The sequence below is a fragment of the Aliikangiella litoralis genome (assembly GCF_052495765.1).
The window spans coordinates 1,585,996-1,609,729 of record NZ_CP199292.1; the positions used below are offsets into that span (position 1 = coordinate 1,585,996).

The 23,734-nt window shown below is 37.0% G+C and carries 21 protein-coding genes; 11 read left to right on the top strand and 10 right to left on the bottom strand.

Annotated elements, in window-relative coordinates; all coding sequences use genetic code 11:
* The first annotated feature begins 7 nt into the window (after positions 1-7).
* Positions 8-400, top strand: a complete 393-nt coding sequence (gene rpsI, locus ACT5E3_RS06680) for a 30S ribosomal protein S9 (protein ID WP_444997527.1) — start codon at positions 8-10, stop codon at positions 398-400.
* A gap of 215 nt (positions 401-615) precedes the next feature.
* The gene (locus ACT5E3_RS06685; RefSeq protein WP_444997528.1) at positions 616-1,893 is read left to right on the top strand and encodes a sugar MFS transporter; all 1,278 of its coding nucleotides are present in this window, start codon (positions 616-618) and stop codon (positions 1,891-1,893) included.
* 11 nt (positions 1,894-1,904) lie between these two features.
* Here the strand turns inward: ACT5E3_RS06685 and ACT5E3_RS06690 are convergent, their stop codons facing one another.
* Positions 1,905-2,915: a LacI family DNA-binding transcriptional regulator gene (locus tag ACT5E3_RS06690; RefSeq protein WP_444997529.1), complete on the bottom strand. Its 1,011-nt coding sequence runs from the start codon at positions 2,913-2,915 to the stop codon at positions 1,905-1,907.
* Between the two features lie 175 nt (positions 2,916-3,090).
* Between ACT5E3_RS06690 and ACT5E3_RS06695 the strand changes: the two genes are divergently transcribed.
* The 3 genes from ACT5E3_RS06695 to ACT5E3_RS06705 all read left to right on the top strand — a co-directional run bounded on the left by ACT5E3_RS06695 (position 3,091) and on the right by ACT5E3_RS06705 (position 9,946).
* Positions 3,091-5,508, top strand: coding sequence for a GH92 family glycosyl hydrolase (locus ACT5E3_RS06695; RefSeq protein ID WP_444997530.1), 2,418 nt, complete (start codon positions 3,091-3,093; stop codon positions 5,506-5,508).
* Positions 5,509-5,863: 355 nt separating this feature from the next.
* Entirely contained in the window at positions 5,864-7,735 is a 1,872-nt protein-coding gene (locus ACT5E3_RS06700; protein WP_444997531.1) for a basic secretory protein-like protein, read from the top strand.
* A 321-nt stretch (positions 7,736-8,056) separates the two neighbouring features.
* Positions 8,057-9,946, top strand: a complete 1,890-nt coding sequence (locus ACT5E3_RS06705; RefSeq protein ID WP_444997532.1) for a sensor domain-containing diguanylate cyclase — start codon at positions 8,057-8,059, stop codon at positions 9,944-9,946.
* A gap of 60 nt (positions 9,947-10,006) precedes the next feature.
* On the opposite strand, the gene ACT5E3_RS06710 is transcribed toward ACT5E3_RS06705, so the two are convergent.
* The 5 genes from ACT5E3_RS06710 to ACT5E3_RS06730 form a co-directional block, all read right to left on the bottom strand.
* Entirely contained in the window at positions 10,007-11,119 is a 1,113-nt protein-coding gene (locus ACT5E3_RS06710; RefSeq protein WP_444997533.1) for a cystathionine gamma-lyase, read from the bottom strand.
* A gap of 114 nt (positions 11,120-11,233) precedes the next feature.
* Entirely contained in the window at positions 11,234-12,157 is a 924-nt protein-coding gene (locus ACT5E3_RS06715) for a biotin-dependent carboxyltransferase family protein (RefSeq protein WP_444997534.1), read from the bottom strand.
* Entirely contained in the window at positions 12,154-12,864 is a 711-nt protein-coding gene (pxpB, locus tag ACT5E3_RS06720; RefSeq protein ID WP_444997535.1) for a 5-oxoprolinase subunit PxpB, read from the bottom strand. The genes ACT5E3_RS06715 and pxpB overlap by 4 nt, the downstream gene beginning before the upstream one ends.
* Complete coding sequence (gene pxpA, locus ACT5E3_RS06725) at positions 12,861-13,625, bottom strand: 5-oxoprolinase subunit PxpA (protein ID WP_444997536.1); 765 nt, start codon at positions 13,623-13,625, stop codon at positions 12,861-12,863. The genes pxpB and pxpA overlap by 4 nt, the downstream gene beginning before the upstream one ends.
* An 18-nt stretch (positions 13,626-13,643) precedes the next feature.
* Positions 13,644-14,867 (bottom strand): Nramp family divalent metal transporter, encoded by a 1,224-nt coding sequence (locus ACT5E3_RS06730; protein WP_444997537.1) that lies wholly within the window; start codon positions 14,865-14,867, stop codon positions 13,644-13,646.
* Between the two features lie 367 nt (positions 14,868-15,234).
* On the opposite strand from ACT5E3_RS06730, the gene petA reads away from it, so the two are divergent.
* From petA to ACT5E3_RS06755, 5 genes are all read left to right on the top strand, one after another.
* Positions 15,235-15,819: a ubiquinol-cytochrome c reductase iron-sulfur subunit gene (gene petA / locus ACT5E3_RS06735; RefSeq protein ID WP_444997538.1), complete on the top strand. Its 585-nt coding sequence runs from the start codon at positions 15,235-15,237 to the stop codon at positions 15,817-15,819.
* An 8-nt stretch (positions 15,820-15,827) separates the two neighbouring features.
* Positions 15,828-17,039 (top strand): cytochrome b, encoded by a 1,212-nt coding sequence (locus ACT5E3_RS06740; RefSeq protein ID WP_444998584.1) that lies wholly within the window; start codon positions 15,828-15,830, stop codon positions 17,037-17,039.
* Positions 17,039-17,920, top strand: a complete 882-nt coding sequence (locus ACT5E3_RS06745; protein WP_444997539.1) for a cytochrome c1 — start codon at positions 17,039-17,041, stop codon at positions 17,918-17,920. Before ACT5E3_RS06740 ends, ACT5E3_RS06745 begins: the two co-directional genes overlap by 1 nt.
* Before the next feature lie 95 nt (positions 17,921-18,015).
* Positions 18,016-18,645: a stringent starvation protein SspA gene (gene sspA / locus ACT5E3_RS06750; protein WP_444997540.1), complete on the top strand. Its 630-nt coding sequence runs from the start codon at positions 18,016-18,018 to the stop codon at positions 18,643-18,645.
* Between the two features lie 16 nt (positions 18,646-18,661).
* On the top strand, positions 18,662-19,096 hold the full coding sequence (locus ACT5E3_RS06755; protein WP_444997541.1) for a ClpXP protease specificity-enhancing factor: 435 nt from the start codon (positions 18,662-18,664) through the stop codon (positions 19,094-19,096).
* 85 nt (positions 19,097-19,181) lie between these two features.
* On the opposite strand, the gene ACT5E3_RS06760 is transcribed toward ACT5E3_RS06755, so the two are convergent.
* Genes ACT5E3_RS06760 through ACT5E3_RS06775 form a run of 4 tightly spaced genes read right to left on the bottom strand, consistent with a single transcriptional unit; the run spans position 19,182 to position 22,667 of the window.
* Positions 19,182-19,757 carry a BON domain-containing protein gene (locus ACT5E3_RS06760; RefSeq protein WP_444997542.1) on the bottom strand — a complete coding sequence of 192 codons (576 nt, stop codon included), beginning with the start codon at positions 19,755-19,757 and terminating at the stop codon, positions 19,182-19,184.
* Positions 19,754-20,341 carry a phosphoheptose isomerase gene (locus tag ACT5E3_RS06765; protein ID WP_444997543.1) on the bottom strand — a complete coding sequence of 196 codons (588 nt, stop codon included), beginning with the start codon at positions 20,339-20,341 and terminating at the stop codon, positions 19,754-19,756. The genes ACT5E3_RS06760 and ACT5E3_RS06765 overlap by 4 nt, the downstream gene beginning before the upstream one ends.
* Before the next feature lie 33 nt (positions 20,342-20,374).
* Entirely contained in the window at positions 20,375-20,746 is a 372-nt protein-coding gene (locus tag ACT5E3_RS06770; RefSeq protein ID WP_444997544.1) for a YraN family protein, read from the bottom strand.
* 13 nt (positions 20,747-20,759) lie between these two features.
* Positions 20,760-22,667, bottom strand: coding sequence for a penicillin-binding protein activator (locus ACT5E3_RS06775; RefSeq protein ID WP_444997545.1), 1,908 nt, complete (start codon positions 22,665-22,667; stop codon positions 20,760-20,762).
* A 40-nt stretch (positions 22,668-22,707) separates the two neighbouring features.
* Here ACT5E3_RS06775 and rsmI point away from each other — a divergent pair, with 40 nt between their 5' ends.
* Positions 22,708-23,565: a 16S rRNA (cytidine(1402)-2'-O)-methyltransferase gene (rsmI, locus tag ACT5E3_RS06780; RefSeq protein WP_444997546.1), complete on the top strand. Its 858-nt coding sequence runs from the start codon at positions 22,708-22,710 to the stop codon at positions 23,563-23,565.
* Positions 23,566-23,734: the final 169 nt, after the last annotated feature.

Here is a 23,734-nt window from a genome sequence, read left to right on the forward strand (position 1 = left end):
GATTATAATGTCTAATACACAATATTACGGAACAGGTCGTCGTAAAAGCTCAACAGCGCGAGTTTTTCTTCGTCCAGGTAAAGGCGACGTTATCGTTAACCAACAGCCTTTAGATGAGTACTTTGGTCGTGAAACTTCAAGAATGGTTGTGCGTCAGCCACTTGAATTGACTGAAACACTAGAGAAATTTGATGCTTACGTTACTGTAAAAGGTGGCGGAGATACAGGACAAGCTGGTGCTATTCGTCTTGGTATTACCAGAGCATTAATGGAGTATGACGGGGAAATGCGTCCTACTTTAAGAAAAGCAGGTTATGTAACACGTGATGCTCGTGAAGTTGAGCGTAAGAAAGTTGGTTTACATAAAGCACGTAAACGTCCTCAATTCTCTAAGCGTTAATCAATATTTTGAGTGTGTTAATGCACTCAAGGCTTTGCTTACTAAAACGCCTCCGTTTCGGAGGCGTTTTTTTGTCTGCTTAAAAAAGTAGATTGAATTTTCTTATTCAAGCTCAACCCGATTTAATTACATTGACATAGAGGGTTAATTTAGTTAGATTTGGAACGTTCCAAATAGTGTTGTGGCTAAAAAGTATAATTGCGAAGGTTAAGCTAATGGATATTTCTCAAAATCAAGTAACAGGTCAAGTTGTCTCAGATGGGCAAAAAAATTACTTTGTTCCACTATGTTTTATGACAATGTTATTTTTTCTATGGGGATTTATTACTGTACTGAATGATATTCTTATTCCACATTTGAAAGCATTATTTGATTTGAACTATACCCAAGTGATGATGATTCAATTTTGCTTTTTTGGCGCTTACTTTTTAGTATCTGTGCCAGCCGGTAAGTTAGTTGAGAAGCTGGGGTATCGCAGAGGGATTATCTGTGGTTTATGTATTGCTGCACTAGGGTGTTTGTTGTTTTATCCGGCTGCTGCGTTCCGTGTTTATGCCTTCTTTTTATTTGCACTTTTTGTATTAGCAAGTGGAATTACTATTTTACAAGTTTCTGCGAATCCGTATGTTGCAGCACTTGGCGATGAAAAACATGCTTCTAGCCGTTTGAATTTTGCTCAAGGTCTTAACTCATTAGGCACAACTTTAGCCCCAATGATTGGTGGGGCTATTTTTTTTAGTGCGTTTCACTTATCTGTTGGTAGTGGTGATTCTGTCGCTAATATTGGCTCAGTGCAGCTTGCCTATTTAGGTCTGGCATCATGTTTAATTGTTGTTGCTGTCTTTTTTATGATAGTTCGCTTACCTGAACTAGCCATTGAGCAGTCTTACAACTTTAACGAGGTTAAGCTACAGCAGTTACTGCAAGCGAAACATTTACGCTGGGGTGTTGTGGCGATCTTTTTTTATGTTGGGGCTGAAGTTAGTATTGGTAGTTTTATTGTTAATTATTTTGCAGAACCACATATTGGCGGGCTGAGTGAGCATGAAGCGTCAAAACTACTGAGCTTTTATTGGGGAGGTGCAATGGTTGGGCGTTTTATTGGTGCTTATTTAACGCGTATGATTGCTTCTGATAAAGCCGTAAAATTTAGTGTAGTGAATGTTTTATTGCTACTATTAGTCACCATGTTTTCAACTGGGCAAGTGGCTGTTTGGTCGGTATTAGCGATTGGCTTATTTAATTCTATTTTATTTCCAACAATATTTACAATGTCTATAAATGCTATGGGCGTTAACACCAGCAAGGCTTCTGGTTTATTGTGTTTAGCTATTGTTGGAGGAGCTATCATTCCTGTTATACAAGGAGTTTTTGCGGATCTCATTAGTGTACAAATGAGTTTTATAATTCCTTTGTTAGCCTATATCACTATCTACCTTTATGCAAAAAATCAACCGCAGTGGTTGCTTGAATGGAAAACAAAGAAAAAATAGACGACTTGTATTTAGCCAGACTTTCGTGGAATAAACTCAATATTAACTAAATATTTTTTATTCACGGTTTGATTGTTGTTGATTGCTTTGAGTATTTCACAGACTTTTTGCCCGATATCACCGGCATCAATATGAACCGTTGATAATGCTGGTGACATTAATTGGGAATCTTGTAAGTCATCAAAACCAACAATAGCAATGTCCTTACCTGCTTGCTTTTTTTCTTTGCTCATTTGCTCTATTGCTCCATAAGCAATAACGTCACTAAAACACACAACGGCTTCAAGGTTGGGGATTTTTTGCAAGGCTTGGCTCATTGCTTGTCGACCACCATGACGATTGGTTTCAGACTCAAAGCAACAGTCACTAACATTTAAATGGGCTTTTTTCATCGCCGATTTAAATCCTGAAAATCTTTCACGGAAATCTGAAATTGTTTTGGTTCCACCCAAAAAGGCAATATTTTTGTAACCTTGATCAATCAAGTGCTGAGTCGATAAACGTGTGCCTTTTCGGTTGTCGGGTAAAACTGTTGGAGCATTACAGTTTTTTAACTCACGCATAATATTAATAACTGGAAAGCCTTGCTCGATTAAGTGATTAATCCAATTGCCTGAAGTATTTGGGGCTGGACAAATAATAAATGCGGCGACATTATATTCTTTTAACCGTTGTACTAAGTCTGTTTGAGTTTCTGAATTCTCGGCAGAGTTAACTAAAATTGAAAACATTCCCATATTACGAATATGTTGCTCTAAGCCGACGGCTAATTGAGCTGAATAGGGGTTGGTTAAATCATTAATGACAATGGCGACTAAGTTTGAACGACGACTTCTCAGTGATGCTGCATCTCTATTGTAAACATAGCCAATATCATTCATGGCTTTAAGTACTTTTGTTCGAGTTGTTTGGCTGACTTTGTCACTTTGTGTTAAAACAAGTGAAACGGTTGATTTTGAAACACCTGCTTTATCAGCAACGTCGTAGACCGTTATGTTTTTACCAGTGTGCTTCTTACGCATGATGGAATCTCTTACTGCTAATGTAGAATATCGGTGTCATTTAAAGAAAGTTATTGAATCATAACCAACTAGCGTTTATATTGATAGTTTTTGGAACGTTCCAATTTTGCTTAAAGTAAATTTAAGTTTAATTAGGGATATTCATTATTTTTAATCGGGTATGAGTGAATAAAATATGTCAAATAGTAAAGCTAATTTAGCCGCTGGGTTAAAACAAATTACATATCAGCTAAGTTCTCATATACGGCTGGGTTATTGGATCTTGCTTTTGTTGGTGTGTACAAGAGTTGGGGCGGTCGATAATGATCTGACACGTTGGGTTGACCCTATGATTGGAACCGGGGGAGATGGGCATACTTTTCCAGGAGCCGTTGTCCCTTTTGGAATGGTACAGTTGAGCCCTGATACCGCTTCTTTATATCGTGGTGTGGATCCTCAAGCTGAGATTTATAAGCATTGTGCTGGTTATCATTATGATGATACTTCAATAACGGGTTTTTCTCATACTCACTTTAGTGGGACAGGGCATTCCGATTTAGGGGATTTGCTGATTATGCCAATGATTGGTGAGATAAAAACGACACCTGGTACCAGTGAGCAACCCGGTAGTGGTTATCGTTCTCGGTTTTCGCATCAGTCAGAAGAAGCATCACCGGGTTACTATCGGGTCACTTTAGATGATTATAAGATTGATGCAGAACTGACAGCAACAACCCGAGTCGGTATGCATCGCTATACTTTTCATCAAGGGGATGTTGGTCATGTTGTAATGGACCTGACCGCATCAATTTATAATTTTAAAAATAAAGTGATTTGGAGTGATGTACGAATTATTGATGAGCAGACAATATTGGTTTACCGAGCAACTAACGGTTGGGCTAAACAGCGACCCATGTATTTTGCCATTCGCTTTTCAAAGCCATTTGATGATATTCAGTTAATTAATGAAGATAATGCCAGATATCGATGTAATGGCTGTGATCCTAAAGCAAAAAAGCGTTCAACGATTGTTAATCAAGCTATAAAAATGGAAGCGGGTAAGGCGATTAAAGTGGTTGCGAGTTTTAAACAGCCAACAAACTCCCCTTTATTAATTAAAGTTGGCGCTTCTGCCGTAGGACGTCAAAATGCATTAGAAAATTTAAATCAAGAGATTGGACACTGGAATTTTGATCAAGTGAAAAATGATGCTAAAAAGCTTTGGCAGACAGAGCTTGAAAAGTTTTCTGTGAAAGCTGAGGATTCAAAAAAACGACAATTTTATACTGCGCTGTATCATAGTTTGCAAGCGCCTTCTATTTACCAGGATGTTAATGGCGAATATCTTGGTGTTGATGGGGAAATTCATCAAGCTAAAAACTTTCAACACTACACCTTGTTTTCACTTTGGGATACCTATCGAGCATTACATCCTTTATTGACTTATGTTGCGCCAGAAAGGGTTGGCGATATGGTGCAATCGATGTTAATGCATTATCAACAAAGTTATGATCAGATGTTACCTGTTTGGTCGTTTCATGCCCACGAAACCTGGACTATGATTGGCTATCATGCTGCTTCAGTTATTGCTGATGCTCACCTTAAAGGTATAGAAGGGTTTGATTCTGAGTTAGCTTTTCAAGCCATTGAGAGTACTGCTAATAATCCTCGTTATGATGCTATACCTGAATATAAATCTTATGGTTATGTACCTATGGATAAGTTAGCTGAATCAGTCTCTATCACTTTAGAGTATGCCTATGATGATTTTGCAATTGCACGAATGGCACAATCAATGGGAAAAACAAAACAAGCCAAAGATTATTTTAAGCGTTCTCAATCCTATCAGAATTTATTTGATCCTAAAGTCGGTTTTATGCGCGGTAAAGATAGTCAAGGAAAGTGGGATCCTGATTTTGATTCACAGGAAGCAAAACTGATGGGACCATTTACCGAAGGAAACAGTTTTCAATATTCATTTTATGTACCTCACGATGTTGCCGGACTGATTAAACTGATGGGAGGAGATGAATCTTTTGTTCAGCGTTTAGATGATTTATTCAATACGCCATTATCGCATGAAAAAATTAAAGAGCATGAAGATATTGCCGGTTTGATTGGACAGTATGCACATGGAAACGAACCAAGTCATCATATTGCTTATTTGTATAACTACGCTGGTCAACCTTGGAAAACACAAATGCGTATTCGACAAATCATGGAGACATTATCATCAGATAAGCCTGACGGTTTAGCTGGTAATGATGATGTTGGCCAAATGTCAGCATGGAGTATTTTTTCTTCTATGGGATTTTACCCTGTGGCTCCGGGAGATTTAACTTATGTACTAGGTGCTCCTCAATTACCACAAGTTACAATGAAGCTTGCCAATGGTAAAACCTTTAAAGTTAAGGCCAAAAACTTAACACAGAAAAATAAATATGTTCAGTCGGTAACACTCAATGGCAAAAAATTAGAAAAGAGTTATATCAATCACCAAGACATTATAAGTGGTGGCGTTTTAATTTTTGTTATGACTGATAAACCCAATAAAAACTGGGCTACTTCTAAACATAATAGGCCACCTTCAGTCGATAAACTATTCAGTTTTTAATTGAATATATTTTTAATATATAAAATAAATAAAGCAGCTATATAAAATGCTTTTTATATAGCTGTATGCTGTTTGAAACCTACCTAAGACTTATCACACTACCTCGTTGATATGCGTGATTTACTGGATATAAATATTTTTACAGTCTCAATTATTTATTGCCTTTTGATAATAACAAATAAATATAATTAATTGATAAATAGTTACTTGAATAAAGTTTTGGAACGTTCCAAAATGGTTTTAAGCTCTATGATCTTGTCGTACAGAAGAGTGTCACCATTGCCTATCAATTTTTAGCAAGGAGGTAATTGGAAGGTAATTAGTAAAATACTAAAAGAAAAATCGAGGACAAAAAATGTATATACCGATAAAATCTGTCGTATTCGGTTTGAGCTCTTTACTATTACTTGGAATTAGTAACAGTTATGCAACTCAATCTGAAAGCGATCAACTGGCTTTAAATCACCTTAATAGCTTTGCATCTGATTTAACGAATAGTGATGCCGCTCGCATCACAGCGTCAGGTGAAAATGGCACTAGTGAAGGTCGTACGAAAGCATTTGACAATAGTACTAGTAGCAAGTGGTTAACTTTTTCAAGTACTGGTTGGATTGCTTATCAGCTAGATAAATCGGCTACTTTAAGTCGATATAGTATTAGTTCTGCTAATGATGTACCAAGTCGAGATCCGCAAGATTGGCAACTACAAGGTTCTGCTGATGGTGCTAATTGGAACACGGTTGATTCTCGAAGCGGTCAATCTTTTTCAACGCGTTTTGAGAAAAAAGAATATGTTATTAATAATGCATCAAGTTATTCATATTATCGATTAAATGTTACGCGTAATAATGGTGCTTCAATCCTTCAATTATCTGAACTAGAGTTAATTGGAGAGTACGATGATTCTACCAATCCTGGTGATACAAAACTGACTAAAGGCGTGGCTGTAACTGGATTATCAGACAGCAAAAATGGTAATCGTTACTTTCGCATTGATGTACCAGCAGGTGCAAGCAATTTGACATTCAACACAACGGGTAGTCAAGGAGATGCTGATTTATATATTAAATTTGGCTCTCGAGCTTCTAAAAGTGACTATGAATGTCGCTCTGAAACAAGCTCTAGCAATGAAACTTGTAGCATTGCAGCACCGAAACAAGGAACTTATTTTGCCACTATTTTTGCGTGGTCTAACTATTCAGGAGTTAGTATAAAAGCTAATTACGCTGTTGATACGGGGAGTGATGTTGTTGAGCTTAGTAATGAGCAAACGGTTGGCGGGTTAAGTGATAATAAAAATGCACTCAAACGTTTCAAGTTAAATGTGCCAAGCAATGCTAACAAAGTAACATTTAAATTGTCAGGTGGTAGTGGAGATGCTGATTTATTTGTTAAATATGCCAGCGAGGCTTCTGAAAATAATTACGATTGTCGTTCAGTTAATAGTAATAGCAATGAAAGCTGTGTCATTAGTAGTGTAACTGCGGGTTACTACTACGCTACCATTTTAGCTTACTCAAATTATAGTAATGTTTCTATTACTGCGAGTTATTCAACAACTAGCAATGATGATTGGGGAAGTGTGGCGTCACCTAATATTGAGTATCATAATGATGACTCTCCAGGTGGCAAGCTGTTCAAACAGTTAGTGCCTAATATAGAACCTTATATTCATGATATTGCTAAAGGTGTTGTGCAAACCTTGTATAAATCTCCCAGTGAAGTACCCGCTTTTTCAACTTTGGAGTTTAGAATAGAAAGATGGCATAACGATCCAAATGGTGTTGCGTGGAAAGCTGGTAATCCGCCTAGAATTACGGTTAATGTGAATGCTTACCATCTTGAAAGAATTAATAATAAGGGAGGAAATGTTGCTGAAGAAGTGAAAGGGGTTTTATATCATGAAATGACACATGCTTATCAACATTTTACAGGAGTTGAATTACCTGCAATTGAGGGGCTCGCTGATACAGTAAGATATTTAAGAGGCTACATTGATATTTCTAACCGATACCCTGGTGGTCATTGGACAAATAGCTATAAAACGACGGCATTTTTCTTTGCTTGGATTCAAGAAGAAAAAGGCTTCCCTGATTTTACTTATTGTTTTAACCAGCAAGCACACCCAAATAATCAAGGAGTATGGAGTTGGGATGGAGCTATGCAAGCTTGTACTGGGTACAGAACTCAATCTTTATGGAATGAATACCAGGCTTGGCTGAAGTAAGTGTTTTAACTTACTGTTTTTTTAGCGCCTTTATCTTAAAGGCGCTATCTATTTTTTATCTTGAAGAGATATGATATTTATCATAGCTAAAACAATAAAAATAGAAATTAAAAGAACTAGCTATTTTGTCAACTGATAAAGAATTTTGTGTAATCGGTCGACTGGAATTTTACTAGAATATAGGGGCATACTCGATATCATTCGAAATATAGAGGCTTGACAATAACTAAGTCGAATTTAGCTGCAAACTTTTTTTATTTTTTAACTTATAGTCTAGACTTAAAGGAATTATTTATTCCTTTGTTATGACTTATAGACAAATTGAAGCGGCTTTATCTCAATATAACCCTAATTTTAGTAAACTTATATTTACTATTGGTTGCTGTTTCTCCTTTAAACGCAGCTATATTAATAAAAGATTCAAAAACAGACTTACAACCTTTCCTCGTATACTATATTGATGATATTGGCAGTAGAGATATAGAGGAAATACATAGGCTTGACACAACTGATTGGCAGGTGCCTGAAAACCAGCAAGTCAACTTTGGCTTTGATGAAAGATTCTATTGGTTTAAAATCGAATTATCTTCATATCAAAATAAACAATATATTCTACAAATTGCTTACTCATTATTAGATAACATTGATCTTTATGTGATGAACAAAAATGGAATTTTGCAATCTTATCATACAGGAGATCTATATTTATTTAATCAACGTCCACTCAATCACCGCAATTTTCTATTTCCATTAGATATGAAAAAAAATGAAGTGCAATCTGTTTTTATTCGAATAAAAACATCTGGAGCTTTACAATTACCAATTTTCATATGGGATAAAAATGAGTTTTTACTTCATGAGAATAAAATGAGCCTCTTTCAAGGTGTTTTTGTTGGTATTATGCTAGTAATGTGTTTGTATAACTTGTTTTTGTTTTTTTCATTAAAAGATAAGAGTTATTTGATTTATGTTGGCTTTGTTTTAGTCACAGCATTGTTTCAAACATCATTGCAAGGCTTAACTTATCAATATCTTTGGCCTAACTCTTCTTGGTGGAATGGACAATCCATTGCTGTTTTTGCTGTTGCATCGTTAGCTTTTGCTATTTATTTTACAATTAGTTTTCTAAAGTTAGAGAAAGGCTCAACTCGTTTATTTCCTTTATTTAGATTGTTGGGTATATTGGCCGTTGCAATTACAATCAGTAATTTTTTTATTCCTTTTCATTGGGGAATTAATTTAGCAAGAAGCCTTGGAGTCATTGTGCCTCCTTTAATTTTTTCTATCGGTGTAAAGTGCTGGCTCAAGGGTAACCTCTCAGCGCGTTACTTTACAATCGCATGGTTCCTATTAATTGTTGGAACACTTATTATGGTGTTTACAAAATCGGGAATATTGGTCTCTAATTGGCTCACTGAAAATGCAATGGCTATAGGGTCTGTATTTGAAGTTATTTTATTATCTTTAGCACTAGCACAAAATTTTACTGAAGAGCGTAAAAAAAGGCTTGTTGCACAAGAGAATTTATTAACCAGTGAAAGAGATCTGCGAATGGCTAATGAAAAAACATTATTTATTCAATTAGAAGCTAATGAAAAGTTAGAATTAAAAGTTCATGAAAGAACCATTGAACTAGAAACAACGATGAAACAATTGTCTGAAGCCAATACGATGCTACGTAATTTAAGTGCACGTGATGGTTTAACAGGGGTTTATAACCGCAGAGCTTTTGATGAACGTTTTGAACTTGAGTGGAAGCGTGCGGTACGGTCAAAAAGTAAATTAGCGCTTATTATGGTTGATATCGATCATTTCAAAACGTTAAATGATCGATATGGTCATCAAGCTGGAGATGAATGTTTAAAGAAAGTTGCTGAAGTGATCGATCATTCTTTTAATAGACCTGGAGATTTTGTTGCTCGTTATGGAGGCGAAGAATTTATTATTATTTTACCCGAAGTGCATAAAGAAGGGTGTACTTTTTGCGCAAATCGGTTGCTTAAAAATATAGAATCTTTAGCGGTTAAATATAATGATGAAATTTTGAATATTACGGCCAGTTTAGGTGTCAGTGTTGAATCACCAGATTATAATGATAGCCCTCATTTTTTTATCGAAAAAGCTGATAGGGCTTTATATCACGCAAAAAAACAAGGTCGAAATAGAGTTGCCTTCGATTCTGATGATGTAGAAAATATATCCAATAAATAGCCAGCTTTACGTTTTCTATTAATAACGTTAACCGAATACTTATTTGGCTGTTTTTAAATTTTATAACCTATCTAGAGTTGACGATATATCGCTTAATAAATCCTCTTGTTTTTCACAGCCAGCACTCAGGCGAATAGTTGCCTCGGGTATGTCATCTGCATTCCATCTTTTTCTGCGTTCGGCCATTGTATGCATTCCTCCAAAGCTGGTGGCATCAAAAATTAATTGACAACCTTTTAAAAAGTTTTCTGCCGCTTCTAGGCTATTAAGCTCAAAACTCATTAAATAACCAAAATTGTTCATTTGCTGTTTAGCTATTTTATAAGAGGGATCATTTTTTAAGCCAGGATACCTTATCCATTTAACTTTAGGGTGAGTACTTAAATATTGGGCCAATGCTTGGGCATTAGATGTCATACGTTCTAATCTTAAATCCAGACTAGCTAAAGCTCGGTGTACTAACCAGGTTTCCATTGGGCCTGGTATGTTACCTGATAGTGTTCGCCAATTTCTGATGCCATCAATTATTTTTTCGCTAGCAGAGGCTACGTGGCCAAACAGAATGTCGCTGTGCCCATTGAATGCTTTGGTATCAGAGCAAACAGATATATCTGCTCCAAGTGCAAGAGGTTGTTGACCTAATGGGGTTAAGCAGGTGTTATCAACGGCAAGTAAGCCGCCTTTTTGGTGTATTTTATCTGCCAATAATGAAATATCGAGTACATCTAGTAGGGGGTTACTTGGAGATTCAATTAATACTAGTTTTATGCCTGTAAAATCTAAATCAGGTATTTTAAGTGTTTTAGTAAGTATGAGATTAACTCCAAATTTTTTTAAAAATTGTTCTGCATAAGCTCTTGTTGGAGCATAACCATCCGTTGGAAGAACAAGAGTGTCACCTGGTGATAATATTGAGGTTAAAACTGATGCAATGGCAGCCATTCCAGATGGAAAAATAACACTGGGGGCATTTTCTAACTCGCTAATGGCGTCTTCTAGTGACTGCCAGGTTGGATTGTTAAAGCGACCATATTGATAAGTTGAATTGGCAGGATCACCACTTAGGTGAAAAGCACTTGCAAAAACAGGCGGTTGATTGAAGGAGTGCCCTTGTGTTGGAGGCTGTGTTCCTGCGTGGATAACCTTTGAAGCTAACGAAGTTTTTTCTTTCATAGTTAATATCAAGCCTGTTTTAGAAATGTTTTCTGTCTAACTTATAAAAAATAAGTAAGGTGTTATTCTAAAGGGCGACTAAATATAAACTAAAGTCTTTGTTGTTATATGAGCTTATATTTGAGCATACAGTTGACCAAAAAACTGATGTCTTAATGCTAACAATTCAATGGCTTCTGTTTGAGATATTAATATAAAACTAAGTCTGTCTCCTGCTTTTATTTGCCCGAGAACTGGTTGGTCAATGGTGGTAATGCTAGCTATTCGTGGATACCCTCCTATTGTTTGTCCGTCAACAGATGAAATGATAGGTTGGCCAGATGGCGGTATTTGAACACTACCTTGCGTTAATCCACTTGAGAGCACTGGTTCGGTTATGTGTGTGCAAATAGGCGAGCCTGTTAAACGAATACCCATTCTATTTGATTCAGGGGTAACTTGATATTTTTGAGAAAAAAATTTTTCAGTGGCTGTTTTATCAAACCAATCGGATTCAACACATGAAACGCAACGTATTAAGTAATGACCGGAAAAAACACGATGAAATTTTTTAGGCAGTGATTTTTTTGGTTGAATTGATGTTTTTGTCAGTTTAATAATATCATTTTTTTTGAAAAGCTGGCCTCCAAAATGAGCGGTTAAATTGGTTGAGTAGCTATTTAAAATACGTGGTATTTCCGGCATTCCAGTAACTGCCAAATAAGCTCTGGTGCCATTAATTAATTTATCAAACTCTAGTAGGTCATTTTTTTTAACGAGAATCGTTTCGTTATTAAAAACCAGGTTGCCATTAAGATATAAATCAAATTCAGCACCGACAACCGCAATTGACATAGCGTGTTCAAATTTTAGTGTTGGACCAAGTAAGGTGACTTCAATAACGGGATGATCGGCAGGGTTACCAACCAGCCAATTAGCTAGATTCATAGCGAGAGGATCCATTGCGCCACTTATTGCAATACCGTTGCTCATTTGGCCTTTACGGCCAGCATCTTGAAAACTGGTTTGTAAACCAGGTTTTATGACTCGAATACTCATTGACTGGTTTGATTTAATTGTTCAAATTCAGCTTCGCTAATTGAAACGAATTTGATTGTATCTAATGGTGAAGCAATAAAAGGTGAGTGGCTTTCTGGTTTGAAAAGCTGTTTGGGAGTACGCCCTATAATTTGCCAACCACCAGGTGTCGCTTGAGGATAAATACCCGTTTGTTGACCGCCTATTCCAACACTACCTGCTGCGACTTTTGAGACTGGAACAGGCTTTCGGTTGCAGTGTAATTTTTTATTTAACCCCCCCAAATAGAGAAAGCCTGGGGAAAAGCCGAGCATATGTACTAAATATTCTGTTTGAGTATGCAACTGAATAATTTGTTCCGTTGTTAGTTCTGTTTGTTGACATACCCATTGCATATCGGGAGCAAAATTTGTTGAGTAGCAAACAGGTATTTCTATTGTTTTTCCTTTTACTGCTAAAGGTGCATGGTTCAAATGAATAAGAGCAGAAAGCTTTTCGGAAAGCTGTGCCTGGCTGATAAGCAAAGGTTGAAAGCAAATCGTTAAGCTTTGATAGGCAGGGATGGTATCATCAATAATATCACTTAAGCTTTTTTGGATTGTTGTCGCCAAATGGATAATAAAATGAGAAAGCTCTTGACTAATTGGCGCATTAAAAATCAACGTTATGGCTGAATCTCCATTAGGAACAATACGAAACTCAGGAATGTTTGAGTGATTGATATTCACTGAATTGAGATCCTATGCTCTTTTAATTGTTTCAATAAGTCACTAGCAATTTGTGATGCATTTTTTCCATCACCATGTAAGCAAATAGTGTCTACTGCTATTTTTAAATCCGTTCCTTGTATGCTTTTAATCGGTTTATTCTGGGCAATATTAAGTGCTTGCTTGATAATTGTTTCTGAATCAGTATGAACGGCATTAGACTGAGTTCTTGGAACAAGTTGTCCATTGGTTTGATAGGCTCTATCCATAAAACCTTCACGTAAAAAATTGATATTTTGCTGTTGGGCTATTTGTTGAAGTTGACCATTTGCTAAACCTAGCAAAGACATTGATGGATAATATTGGCTGAGCAAAGTGACTAACTTTTCTGCAAGGTCAATATCTTTTTCTGCGTCGTTATAAAGTGCACCATGTAGTTTGATATGACTTAAGCCGATAGTCTGTTTCTCAGCAATTTCGACGAGTGTATCTATTTGTTGACGAATTGAATCAGCTAATTTTTCAAAATGTATTGTCAGTGACTTTCGTCCAAAGTTTATCTGATCTGGGTAGCTAGGGTGTGCGCCACAGAAAAGTTGATACTTTTGAGCATTAATCAGTGACTGTTTCATGGTATGCACATTTCCAGCGTGACCGCCACAGGCAATATTACATCGAGAAATATAAGGCATAATCGCTGCGTCGCCTTGACAATGCGCTATGGTTGACCCTTCTCCCAGATCGCAATTAATATCAATAAATGAAATATTTTGAGTTGACACGTTGCAGTCGTTTTCCTTTTATAACAGACCAAATGCTGATAATAAGCTTCGACCACTAAGCAGAAAAGTGATCATTAAAATGATACCACCAATTATATTTTGACGTAATGAGTTTCGATATTGAGCAAGTTGTGGTTGGTTCATCGTCCACAGTAGATAACTACAAATAACAGGCAGTAAAATTCCATTAGCAACTTGAGCAAACCAGATAATACTAACAGGTTTGTAGCCTATACATGACACTGTTACACCAATTAATAAAATGCATATCCAGATCAATTTAAATGACAATGAATTTAATTGTGTACTGAGGTTTAGAATGCCACTCAGTGCATAGGCCGCCGCTAAAGGGGCTGTAATTGCAGAAGAAATACCCGCTGAAAAGAGCCCGATAGCCATAAAAACTTGGGCCCAGTCACCAAATAACGGTTGTAATGCGGGAGAAAGATCGGCGGCATTTTGAATATTGACTTGTTGACCAAAAAATGCGGCAGCAGCAGTTGATACAATAGCGATTGAAATTAAACCGCCAAGCGGAATGGCGATAAAAAGATCTTGTCTGGCTTCTTTGAGTTGTTTGGCGGAACACCACTTTTGCTTCGCACTGTCGGCATGTAGAAACAAGTTATAAGGAACGACTGTGGTTCCTATGAGTGTAATTACCGTTAAGCTTGCACCAGACGGAATGCTTGGAATAAATAACCCTGCTAATAAATCGCCTAATTTGGGCTGAGTGATAAGGAAAGTGATTAGAAAGGCTAAACTCATTAAACCAACCAACAACATCATGGCTCTTTCTATTAAAATGTAATGTCCTCGCCACATGATGGTAAAGGCTATAGTGCCTATTACAATTGCCCAACCGTTAAATTGAGGGTTTGTTGTCAGCACAAAATTGGGAAAAAGGCTTGCTAAACCTAAGCTTGCACCAGAGATATTACCGCTTTGATAAGCGCTATTACCAATGACTATTGCACTAACAATCAAGATGATTGTTATCCATTTAGTCAGTGGGTGGTTGAATGACTCTCGTAAATTTTCTCCAAGACCCTTTTGGGTCACGACACCTAAGCGAGCTGCCATTTCTTGAAGAATTATTGTTGCGCCAATTGAAAAGAGTAGAGCCCAGAGCAATGAGTAACCATAATTAGCACCTGCAAGACTTGCTGTTATTACAGTACCTGGGCCAATAAATGCTGCCGTTATCAGAATTGCAGGACCAATTTTGGGTAATTTAAACAAGTGAGGCTCTCTATTTGAAGCAAATGTAAAGCACTAATAACACATCTCACTTTAGCTTAGCAATTTTGCTTTTTTATAGGTTAAACAGAAAGGCTAAACGCTCCATGAAATGGGTTGAGAACAGAATGCTTAGCTTTCTGTAACATTTGCGTATAAAGCTAAAAATAAATCACTTTATATATCAATAAGATACAAACAAAAATCGGCATTTCCTTGTATTATTTGAGCTTATTCTTTATGATCTTGCCGCAAATCCTGTTTGTGGGGGTGTTTGCAGGTAAATTCATACCAAAAAGCTAGCAAATATTCCGATCAAAGATAAACTTATTTTAAATAAAAATTACCGGTCGATGGGGAGACTATCCGAATGAGTAATGAGGCTGTAGATCACGGCAAACGTCGTTTCCTAACGCTCGCAACAACTGCTGTTGGGGCTGTAGGGGCTGGCTTTGTAGCTGTTCCTTTTCTAGGTTCTTGGAAACCTAGTGCAAAAGCACAGGCCGCAGGCGCACCCGTTGAAGTGATGCTTGATAAATTAGAAGAAGGCCAAATGGTTAAAGTTGAATGGCGTGGCAAGCCTGTTTTTGTGGTTAAGCGTGGTAACAATGTGCTTGAAGCCATTAAAGGCAAAAAGGACGGGTTGAAAGATATTGATTCAACCAAGTATCCAGAACAACAACCCGCTTATGTTGATAGTATTAACCGTTCTATCCGTCCTGAAATATTAGTGCTTATTGGTATTTGTACTCACTTAGGTTGTGTTCCGCAACATTTAAAAGAAACTGAAGTTGAATGGGGTGGTGGTTTTTTCTGTCCATGTCACGGTTCTCGTTTCGATTTAGCTGGAAGGGTTTTTTCTGGTGTACCTGCTGCTAAAAACTTAGAAGTTCCTCCTTATTCTTATTTGTCGGATGACAAGATTTTAATCGGTGTTGATGAGGGAGCTGCGTAATGACTAAAATGGCTCAATTAATGCAGTGGGTAGATGATCGTTTTCCTGCGACTAAAGCTTGGAACGAACATGTAGCTGAATATTATGCACCTAAAAACTTTAATTTTTGGTATTTCTTTGGTTCTTTAGCTCTGCTTGTACTTGTTAATCAAATATTGACGGGTATTTGGTTAACGATGAACTATACACCCTCAGGTGAAGAAGCTTATCGTTCTGTAGAATTTATTATGCGTGATGTTGAGTGGGGTTGGCTGCTTCGTTATATGCATTCAACAGGCGCGTCAGCATTTTTCGTTGTTGTTTACCTGCATATGTTCCGTGGTTTAATTTATGGATCATTTAGAAAGCCACGTGAGTTGGTGTGGTTATTCGGTATGATTATTTTTGTCTTATTAATGGCTGAAGCTTTCATGGGCTACTTATTACCTTGGGGGAATATGTCTTATTGGGGCGCTCAGGTTATTATTAATCTGTTTAGTGCAATCCCTTACTATGGTGATGAGATTACTGAATGGATCCGTGGAGACTTTATCATTTCCGGTGCTACTTTGAATCGATTCTTTGCACTGCATGTTGTAGCCTTGCCAATGGCGCTACTATTGATGGTCTTTTTACATATTGTTGCTTTACATAAAGTGGGTTCAAATAATCCTGACGGTATTGATATTAAAAAACATAAAGATGAAAATGGTATTCCATTAGATGGTATTCCTTTCCACCCTTATTACACCGTAAAAGATATTGTTGGTGTTGCTGTTTTCTTATTTATCTTTTGTTTAATTATCTTTTTTGCGCCAGAAATGAACGGCTTTTTCCTTGAGCCACCTAACTTTACACCTGCGGACCCGTTGAAAACACCAGCACATATCGCACCTGTTTGGTATTTCACGCCGTTCTACTCTATTTTGCGTGCGGTTCCTGATCAACAGCTTGGGGTTGTTGCAATGGCTGCTTCGCTTATTATTCTATTCTTCTTACCTTGGTTAGATCGCAGTAAGGTGAAGTCGATTCGTTACAAGCACTGGAGTTTTAAACTTTGGTTGGCAATATTTGTTGTTGCTTTTGTTGTTCTAGGTTATTTAGGTATGAAAGGACCTACACCAATGAGAACGCTAGTAGCGCAAATTGCGACAGTTTACTATTTTGCATTCTTCCTTTTGATGCCTTGGTGGAGTCAATGGGGAGCAACTAAACCAGTTCCAGAAAGGGTGACGCACTAATGAAAAAGTTATTGATTACGCTAACAGTGTGCTTGTCATTTTCATTGTCAGCAGCTGAAGGTGGCTTATCGCTACCCAATGATAAAATGCCAGAACTTAATGGTGATCGTTTAAAAATATCGATGCAACGTGGTATGCAGGTTTATATGAATAATTGTATGGGATGCCATGCATTATCTTTCCAGCGCTATAATCGTACCGCAAAAGACTTGAATATTCCTGAAGATATAATGATGGAAAACTTAATCTTCTCTGATGCAAAGATAGGCGATCTAATGACTAATAATATGCAGCCTAAAGCGGCAGCAAATTGGTTTGGCGCTGCTCCACCAGATTTATCTGTTGTAGCTAGAGCTAGAGGAACGCACTGGTTATATAATTATTTAAGAGCTTTCTATGTTGATGCTTCTCGTCCTTATGGTGTCAATAATTCAGTTTTTAAAGAAGTTGGTATGCCGCATGTTTTAGAAAGCATGCAAGGTATGCAAGCAAAAACTGAAAAAGTTCAAGGCCTGGAAAATGATATTAATTATGCAAAGGCTGATATTGCTAGTGCTAATAAAGCATTAGAAGAGAGAAGCGGTAATTCGAGTGAATTGAATAAGACGATTTCATCTGCTGAAAAAATTATCCACGATGCTGAGGCTGAGTTAACGCAGTTATCTAGCGAAGGAAAATATTTTACTATAATCAAAGAAGGATTATTATCGCCAGAAGAGTTTGATAAGGAAATGGCTGATTTAGTGAACTTCCTCGACTATGTGGGTGAGCCGATCAAGCTGGAGCGAAAAAGCATGGGAGTATGGGTATTACTTTTCATTTTATGCTTTGGTATTGTCGCGTATCTACTTAAGAAAGAATATTGGAAAGATATCCACTAATTTGGTTTTTATAATTAATATTAATCAAACTTTATAAACTTAAATGAGTAGTGGTGTCTTACTGCTGCTCATTTTTTTAATACGGAGAGTGTTTCATGGCAACAGTAGCCAAACGTTCAGTAATGACACTTTATTCTGGTTCAGACGATGTATATAGTCACCAGGTTCGCATTGTTTTGGCGGAAAAAGGCGTTAATTTTGAAGCCATAGAAGTTGTTGGAAACCAGCAACCACCAGAAGATCTAATAGACCTGAATCCATATAACACTGTACCAACATTGGTTGATCGTGAGTTAGTGCTTTTTGAGTCTCCGATTATTATGGAGTATTTAGATGAGAGGTTTCCTCACCCACCTTTAATGCCTGTATATCCCGTTGCTAGAGCTCGTTCTCGCTTAATGATGCACCGAGTTGAGAAAGACTGGTATAGCTTAATGAAAGCTATTTTAAATGGTAAAGATCGAGAAGCCGAAAAAGCTCGTAAAGAATTAACTGAAAGTTTGTTAACTCTTGCGCCTGTTTTTAGTGAAACGCCATATTTTTTAAGTGAAGAATTCTCTTTAATTGATTGCTGTTTAGCTCCTTTATTGTGGCGTTTACCAGCGATGGGGATTTCATTAAGCGGACGAGGAGCAAAAGAAGTTTCTCAGTATATGGAACTATTATTTGAGAGAGATTCATTTCAAGCTAGCTTGACTGACTCGGAACGAGAATTACAAGATTAAGTGGATTGATGTAAGTATGCAGAAAGCTGAATTTTCGTCTAATAAGCCTTACTTATTTCGTGCAATTTTTGATTGGCTACTTGATAATGAAGCGGTTCCTTATGTTTTAGTTGATACGACAAAACAGTTTGTTGATGTTCCGCAAGAACATATCAAAGATGGCCAGATTGTATTAAATGTTGCTCCAAGCGCTGTTCAAAATTGGCATGCCGATAATGAAGCAATTTCATTTAGTGCCAGATTTGGAGGCGTTGCACGGCAAATATATGTTCCGATGAATGCTTTAATGGCTGTTTATGATCAGGAAAACGGACTTGGAATGGCATTTCCTGCACAAGAACATGAAGAAGATACGATAAATAGCCAAACTGAAGCACAAGCAGATATACTCGAAGAAGAGGAAAAGGTAACCTCAGTCAAGAAGAATGGGCACTTAAAAATCGTTAAATAGTTTTTAAAGTTTGTTCTACTCGTTAATGATTGAATAAAAAACTAGTCTAGCAATATTTTTCATTAGACTAGTTTTTTTAGTTTCTCTAATCAGAAATAAATTCAAAAGCTTTGATTACTTTGGTAACACCATCGACATTCCTTGCAATATCAACTGCCTTTTCTGACTCTTGCTGAGTGACCAAACCCATTAAAAAAACTTCGCTGTTTTCGGTGACTACTTTAATTTTTGACGATTTAAAGTCCGAAGTGAATAACATTGATGATTTTACTTTTGTTGTTAAGTATTCATCATTTCTGCTGGCAAAAAAGGAAATTGGTGCTGCAATTCTAATTTGATTGAGAATTTTTTTTGATTTGGCAACTTTTTTTATTTCTTCGGTTGCTTTTTCTTTTAGGGCTGATGTCGGTGCTTGACCAACCATTAAAACAACATTGTTATAGCTGATCACACTAATGTTCGTATCTTCCCATAACTCATCATTTTTAAATAATGAGGCAAATGAACTGATTTCAGTTTTTTCATCTTCTATTTGTGTTGATACGGGTCTTCTATCTTGAGATGCAACTGCGCCTGTGGCTGCCCCCGCAACTATCAGTCCACTACAGCCTGAAATGAGAAAGCTTGAAAGTAAAATAATAACTAAGAATAAACGACTCATTTATCTTCTCCAAATAATGTACTATCAATTAAGTCACATAAACTGTGAATAACGACCAAATGAACTTCTTGGATTCTAGCGGTACTATTGGATGGGACTCTAATTTCAACATCACTATTACCAATTAGGCCTGCCATTTCTCCACCATCTTTTCCTGTACAACTGATAATTAGCATATCTTTAGCTAAAGCGGTTCGCATTGCCTCAATAACATTCTGTGAGTTACCACTGGTCGAAAACGCAAGTAATATATCTCCTGGTTGACCAAGTGCTTTAACTTGTTTGGAAAAGATTTCATTAAAATTATAATCATTACCAATGGCTGTCATTGTGCCTGTATCTGTTGTTAACGCAATTGCCGGAAGGGGGGGGCGTTCTCTCTCATATCGGTTTAGCATTTCGGATGAAAAGTGTTGGGCGTCGCCTGCGGATCCACCATTACCACAGGTAAGAATTTTTCCACCATTGAGTAGCGTGGTAACCATTAGTTGTCCCGCTTTTGCAATTTTTTCAGGAAGCGCATCGGCTGCTGCTATTTTTGTTTGAATGCTTTCCGTAAAATTATTACGTATTCTTTCTATCATTCGTTTAACCTATAGGATTTAATTCTATTTGTATTATGCTGTAAATGCATTCGTTAACCATTTGTAACTTGGGTTTGGTAATTGACCTTGTAGTGCAAATACATCAAAACGACACTGCACTTTATTGGTTAAGTTTTTTTGTTGTAAATAAAGACTTGCTGTTTTAATGAGTTTGCTTTGCTTTCGATAATCAACACTTTCAATAGCTCCGCCAAAACTATTATTTTTACGATATCGAACTTCGATAAATATCAGTAAGTTTTTATTTTGAGCGATAATATCTATTTCACCAAGTTTACAAGTGAAGTTGGTTTCAATAATTTTGTAACCTTTTTTTTCAACTTGAGTTCGAGCAAAGTTTTCTAGTTGTTGTCCGAACTCTCGTTTGTTTTCTTTTTTAAACAAATTATATTATTCACTAATCATTTAATTTAACACTGCTAATTGATGGCATATTGGGGTATTTATTTAAATTTGACTCAAGCTCTTTAATTTCTCTTTCTTTAGTGACATGAGGTACCCCACGATTAAATTGAGCCCAAGTTAAGGAGCGGTGTACTAGGCCATTATCATCAACGGCTAACTCTCCACCTAAACCGTTCCATTTGTAATCTGGAAATGCTTGCAATATTGATAGTTGTCTCAGTATTTTATAACTATCAAAACCTAGAGAAAAATATCGTCCCCTGGCATCCAAAGCATCGGGTAATGTTTCTTTTAGTACTCTACGGCTTTCTTCAAATTTAGGTAATTTACTTAATAGCAAAGGAATCACTGGAAACTCAATACCATTTAGATCAATATCGGTTTGGGGATCTTGTTTTCCGGAATAAATAGATGATGTTGCAATAACTGGTAAGTCATGAGCAAAGTAATAGTTAATAAAAGGCTTTATACTTCTACCTTCTTTAGGTTTGGCTAACATAAAGATGAAATCCGCGTCTTTTCTACGTCGCATTTCAAATTCAAGGTTTCTACCTAAAAGTTGTTGTAGAGATCTTTTACGTTTGATACTGGAGTCGACTCTTAATAATCTTTGGACATCGCTTTTCAGTTGTTTGATCTCTTTATAGGTCTGCACATAGACTAATTCACCACCAAGATTCTCAAAGGCTTCTTTAAATACTTTACGTGCTCTTTCTCCTGTAGCGTTAGCTGGAATAATGGCAAGTGCTTTTTTAAAACCTTTTTCATGTGCATAATGTGCCGCTTGTAGGGCTTCATCTTCAATGGGAAGTCCAAATTGATAAACTTGTGGATGAGCAAAAGTTTGTTGATCAAGCCGATTGAGTGCTAACAGTGGTGTTGTTAACTTTTCTTGATTCATTATTGATTCAACCCCATCTTTTGTTAACGGACCAATAACAAAGTCAGCGCCATCAGCTATCGCTTTATTATATGGCGTTAAAGCTGAAAGAGAGTGGGCTGTATCGTAAAAACTTAATTTGGGGGCTGAGTCAGCTGTTTGGCTTTGATAATGAGCAGCTAAAATACCATCTCGTATCATAGTTCCTATATTGCCTAGTTTTCCGCTTAAAGGTAACAATATAGCTAGTTTAGTTGGTGAAAACTCTTTGGCTGCTTCGGCCTTTTTTAGTGTTTCAGGTTGGTTGACCATTGAAGGATGTAGTGGATAACGTTGTTTCCAGATAGCAATTTCAGCCAGTAATTTCTCAGGGTGGTATCCCCATCGTTTGTTAATGTAAGCAATTTCTAGCCATCCGTTGACGCGTTGTGAATTAAAGTCTGATTTTAGACTTTGAAGAAAGTCGGTTTCAATCTGGTTGAGAGCCAGCCAGATTTTTTCGTTATTGTCTGTCAGCGCTTCAGGCGTATCAATCAGATCGTCAAGCTCTATTCTAAGTTTGGCAGCCTCAAAATAATTATGATTTGCAAGGTAACTGTTAGATAAGCTTTGAGCATATCGAATCTGCCACTTGACAGGCTTAGCCGTTGGGTTATACACCGACTTTAACTGACTAAGAGATTGCTCCTTCGCTTCTAAAGCGAGTAATGTTTCACCATAGTAGAGACTAAAGTCATCAACTTGAAGCGGAGTTAACATTTGTTGATCAATATGGATTAATACTTCTTGAGCCTTTTCATAACGCTGCTCTAGCACTAATAAACCTGCTGCTTGTACCAGTAACGGGTTTTTCTTGTCTGGTGACGCTTGTTTGGCTTGTTTAAGCAACAATTCTAGGTCTTGCCTGGTATAATCTTGTTGAGTTGTTTTTTTAGGTGTACTTGTACCGCAAGCCTGTAGAAACACTACAATTAATATAGTGGCCAACAATTTGTTGCTATGAACGATAAAATTAATCATTATCTATTAAAAACTCCAATCAATTATTTTAAGGTTCCAGATGAATTCCAAAAACAGTGATTCGCAGAATCAACAAGGCATATTGTATGTTGTTGCCACACCGATTGGAAATCTTGATGATATCAGTGATCGAATGCGTCACACTTTGGCCAATGTCTCAAAAATTGCTGCCGAAGACACACGTAGAACAAAGCACCTATTATCGCATATTGGCGTCAATACGCCATGCTTTTCACTTCATGAGCATAATGAAAGACAAAAAGTGGATTATATAGTTCAGTTATTAGCAGCTGGAGAGTCTGTGGCTTTAGTTTCTGATGCAGGAACTCCACTAATTAGCGATCCTGGATATCCTGTGGTTAATACGCTTAGGCAAGCAGGCTATACTGTTACGCCTATTCCCGGCCCTTGTGCCATAATTGCTGCTTTGAGTGTCGCTGGTTTACCTACAGACCGCTTTTTGTTTGAGGGTTTTTTGCCTGCAAAACAAGGACATAGAAAGAATTATCTGGCTGAGTTAGTAAATCAGACCGCTACTTTGGTATTTTATGAGTCATCGCATCGTATCAGAGCGTGCCTAGAAGACATGCAGTCTGTTTTTGGTGGAGAAAGACTAATCGTGGTGGCTCGAGAATTAACTAAAACCTTTGAGACGGTACTCAATGGAACTCTTGATGAGATAATTAATATTCTTGACGATGATCTTAACCAATCTAAAGGCGAGTTTGTTGTTATGGTGCGAGGGGCCAATAGTAAGCAAATTGGCCTATCAAATGAGTCTAAAAAACTCGCTCTGAAACTAGCTGAGCATTTACCTGGAAAGCAAGCAGCTAAAATTACTGCGGAAATGTTTGGTGAAAAGAAGAATGCAATTTATCAGTTTTTACTTGAAAGCTAAACACAATCGATTAGTTTTTATTAGCTAACATGAACAAAATTAATTAAAGATAAAGCGGGTGTTCATTTTATTTTTAAATTGATAAAAACTTTAAGTCGATACTCCCATTTAAAACAATAAAATTATTTTTTGAAAAAATATACTTTATATAGTTGAGTGCTGATTAATG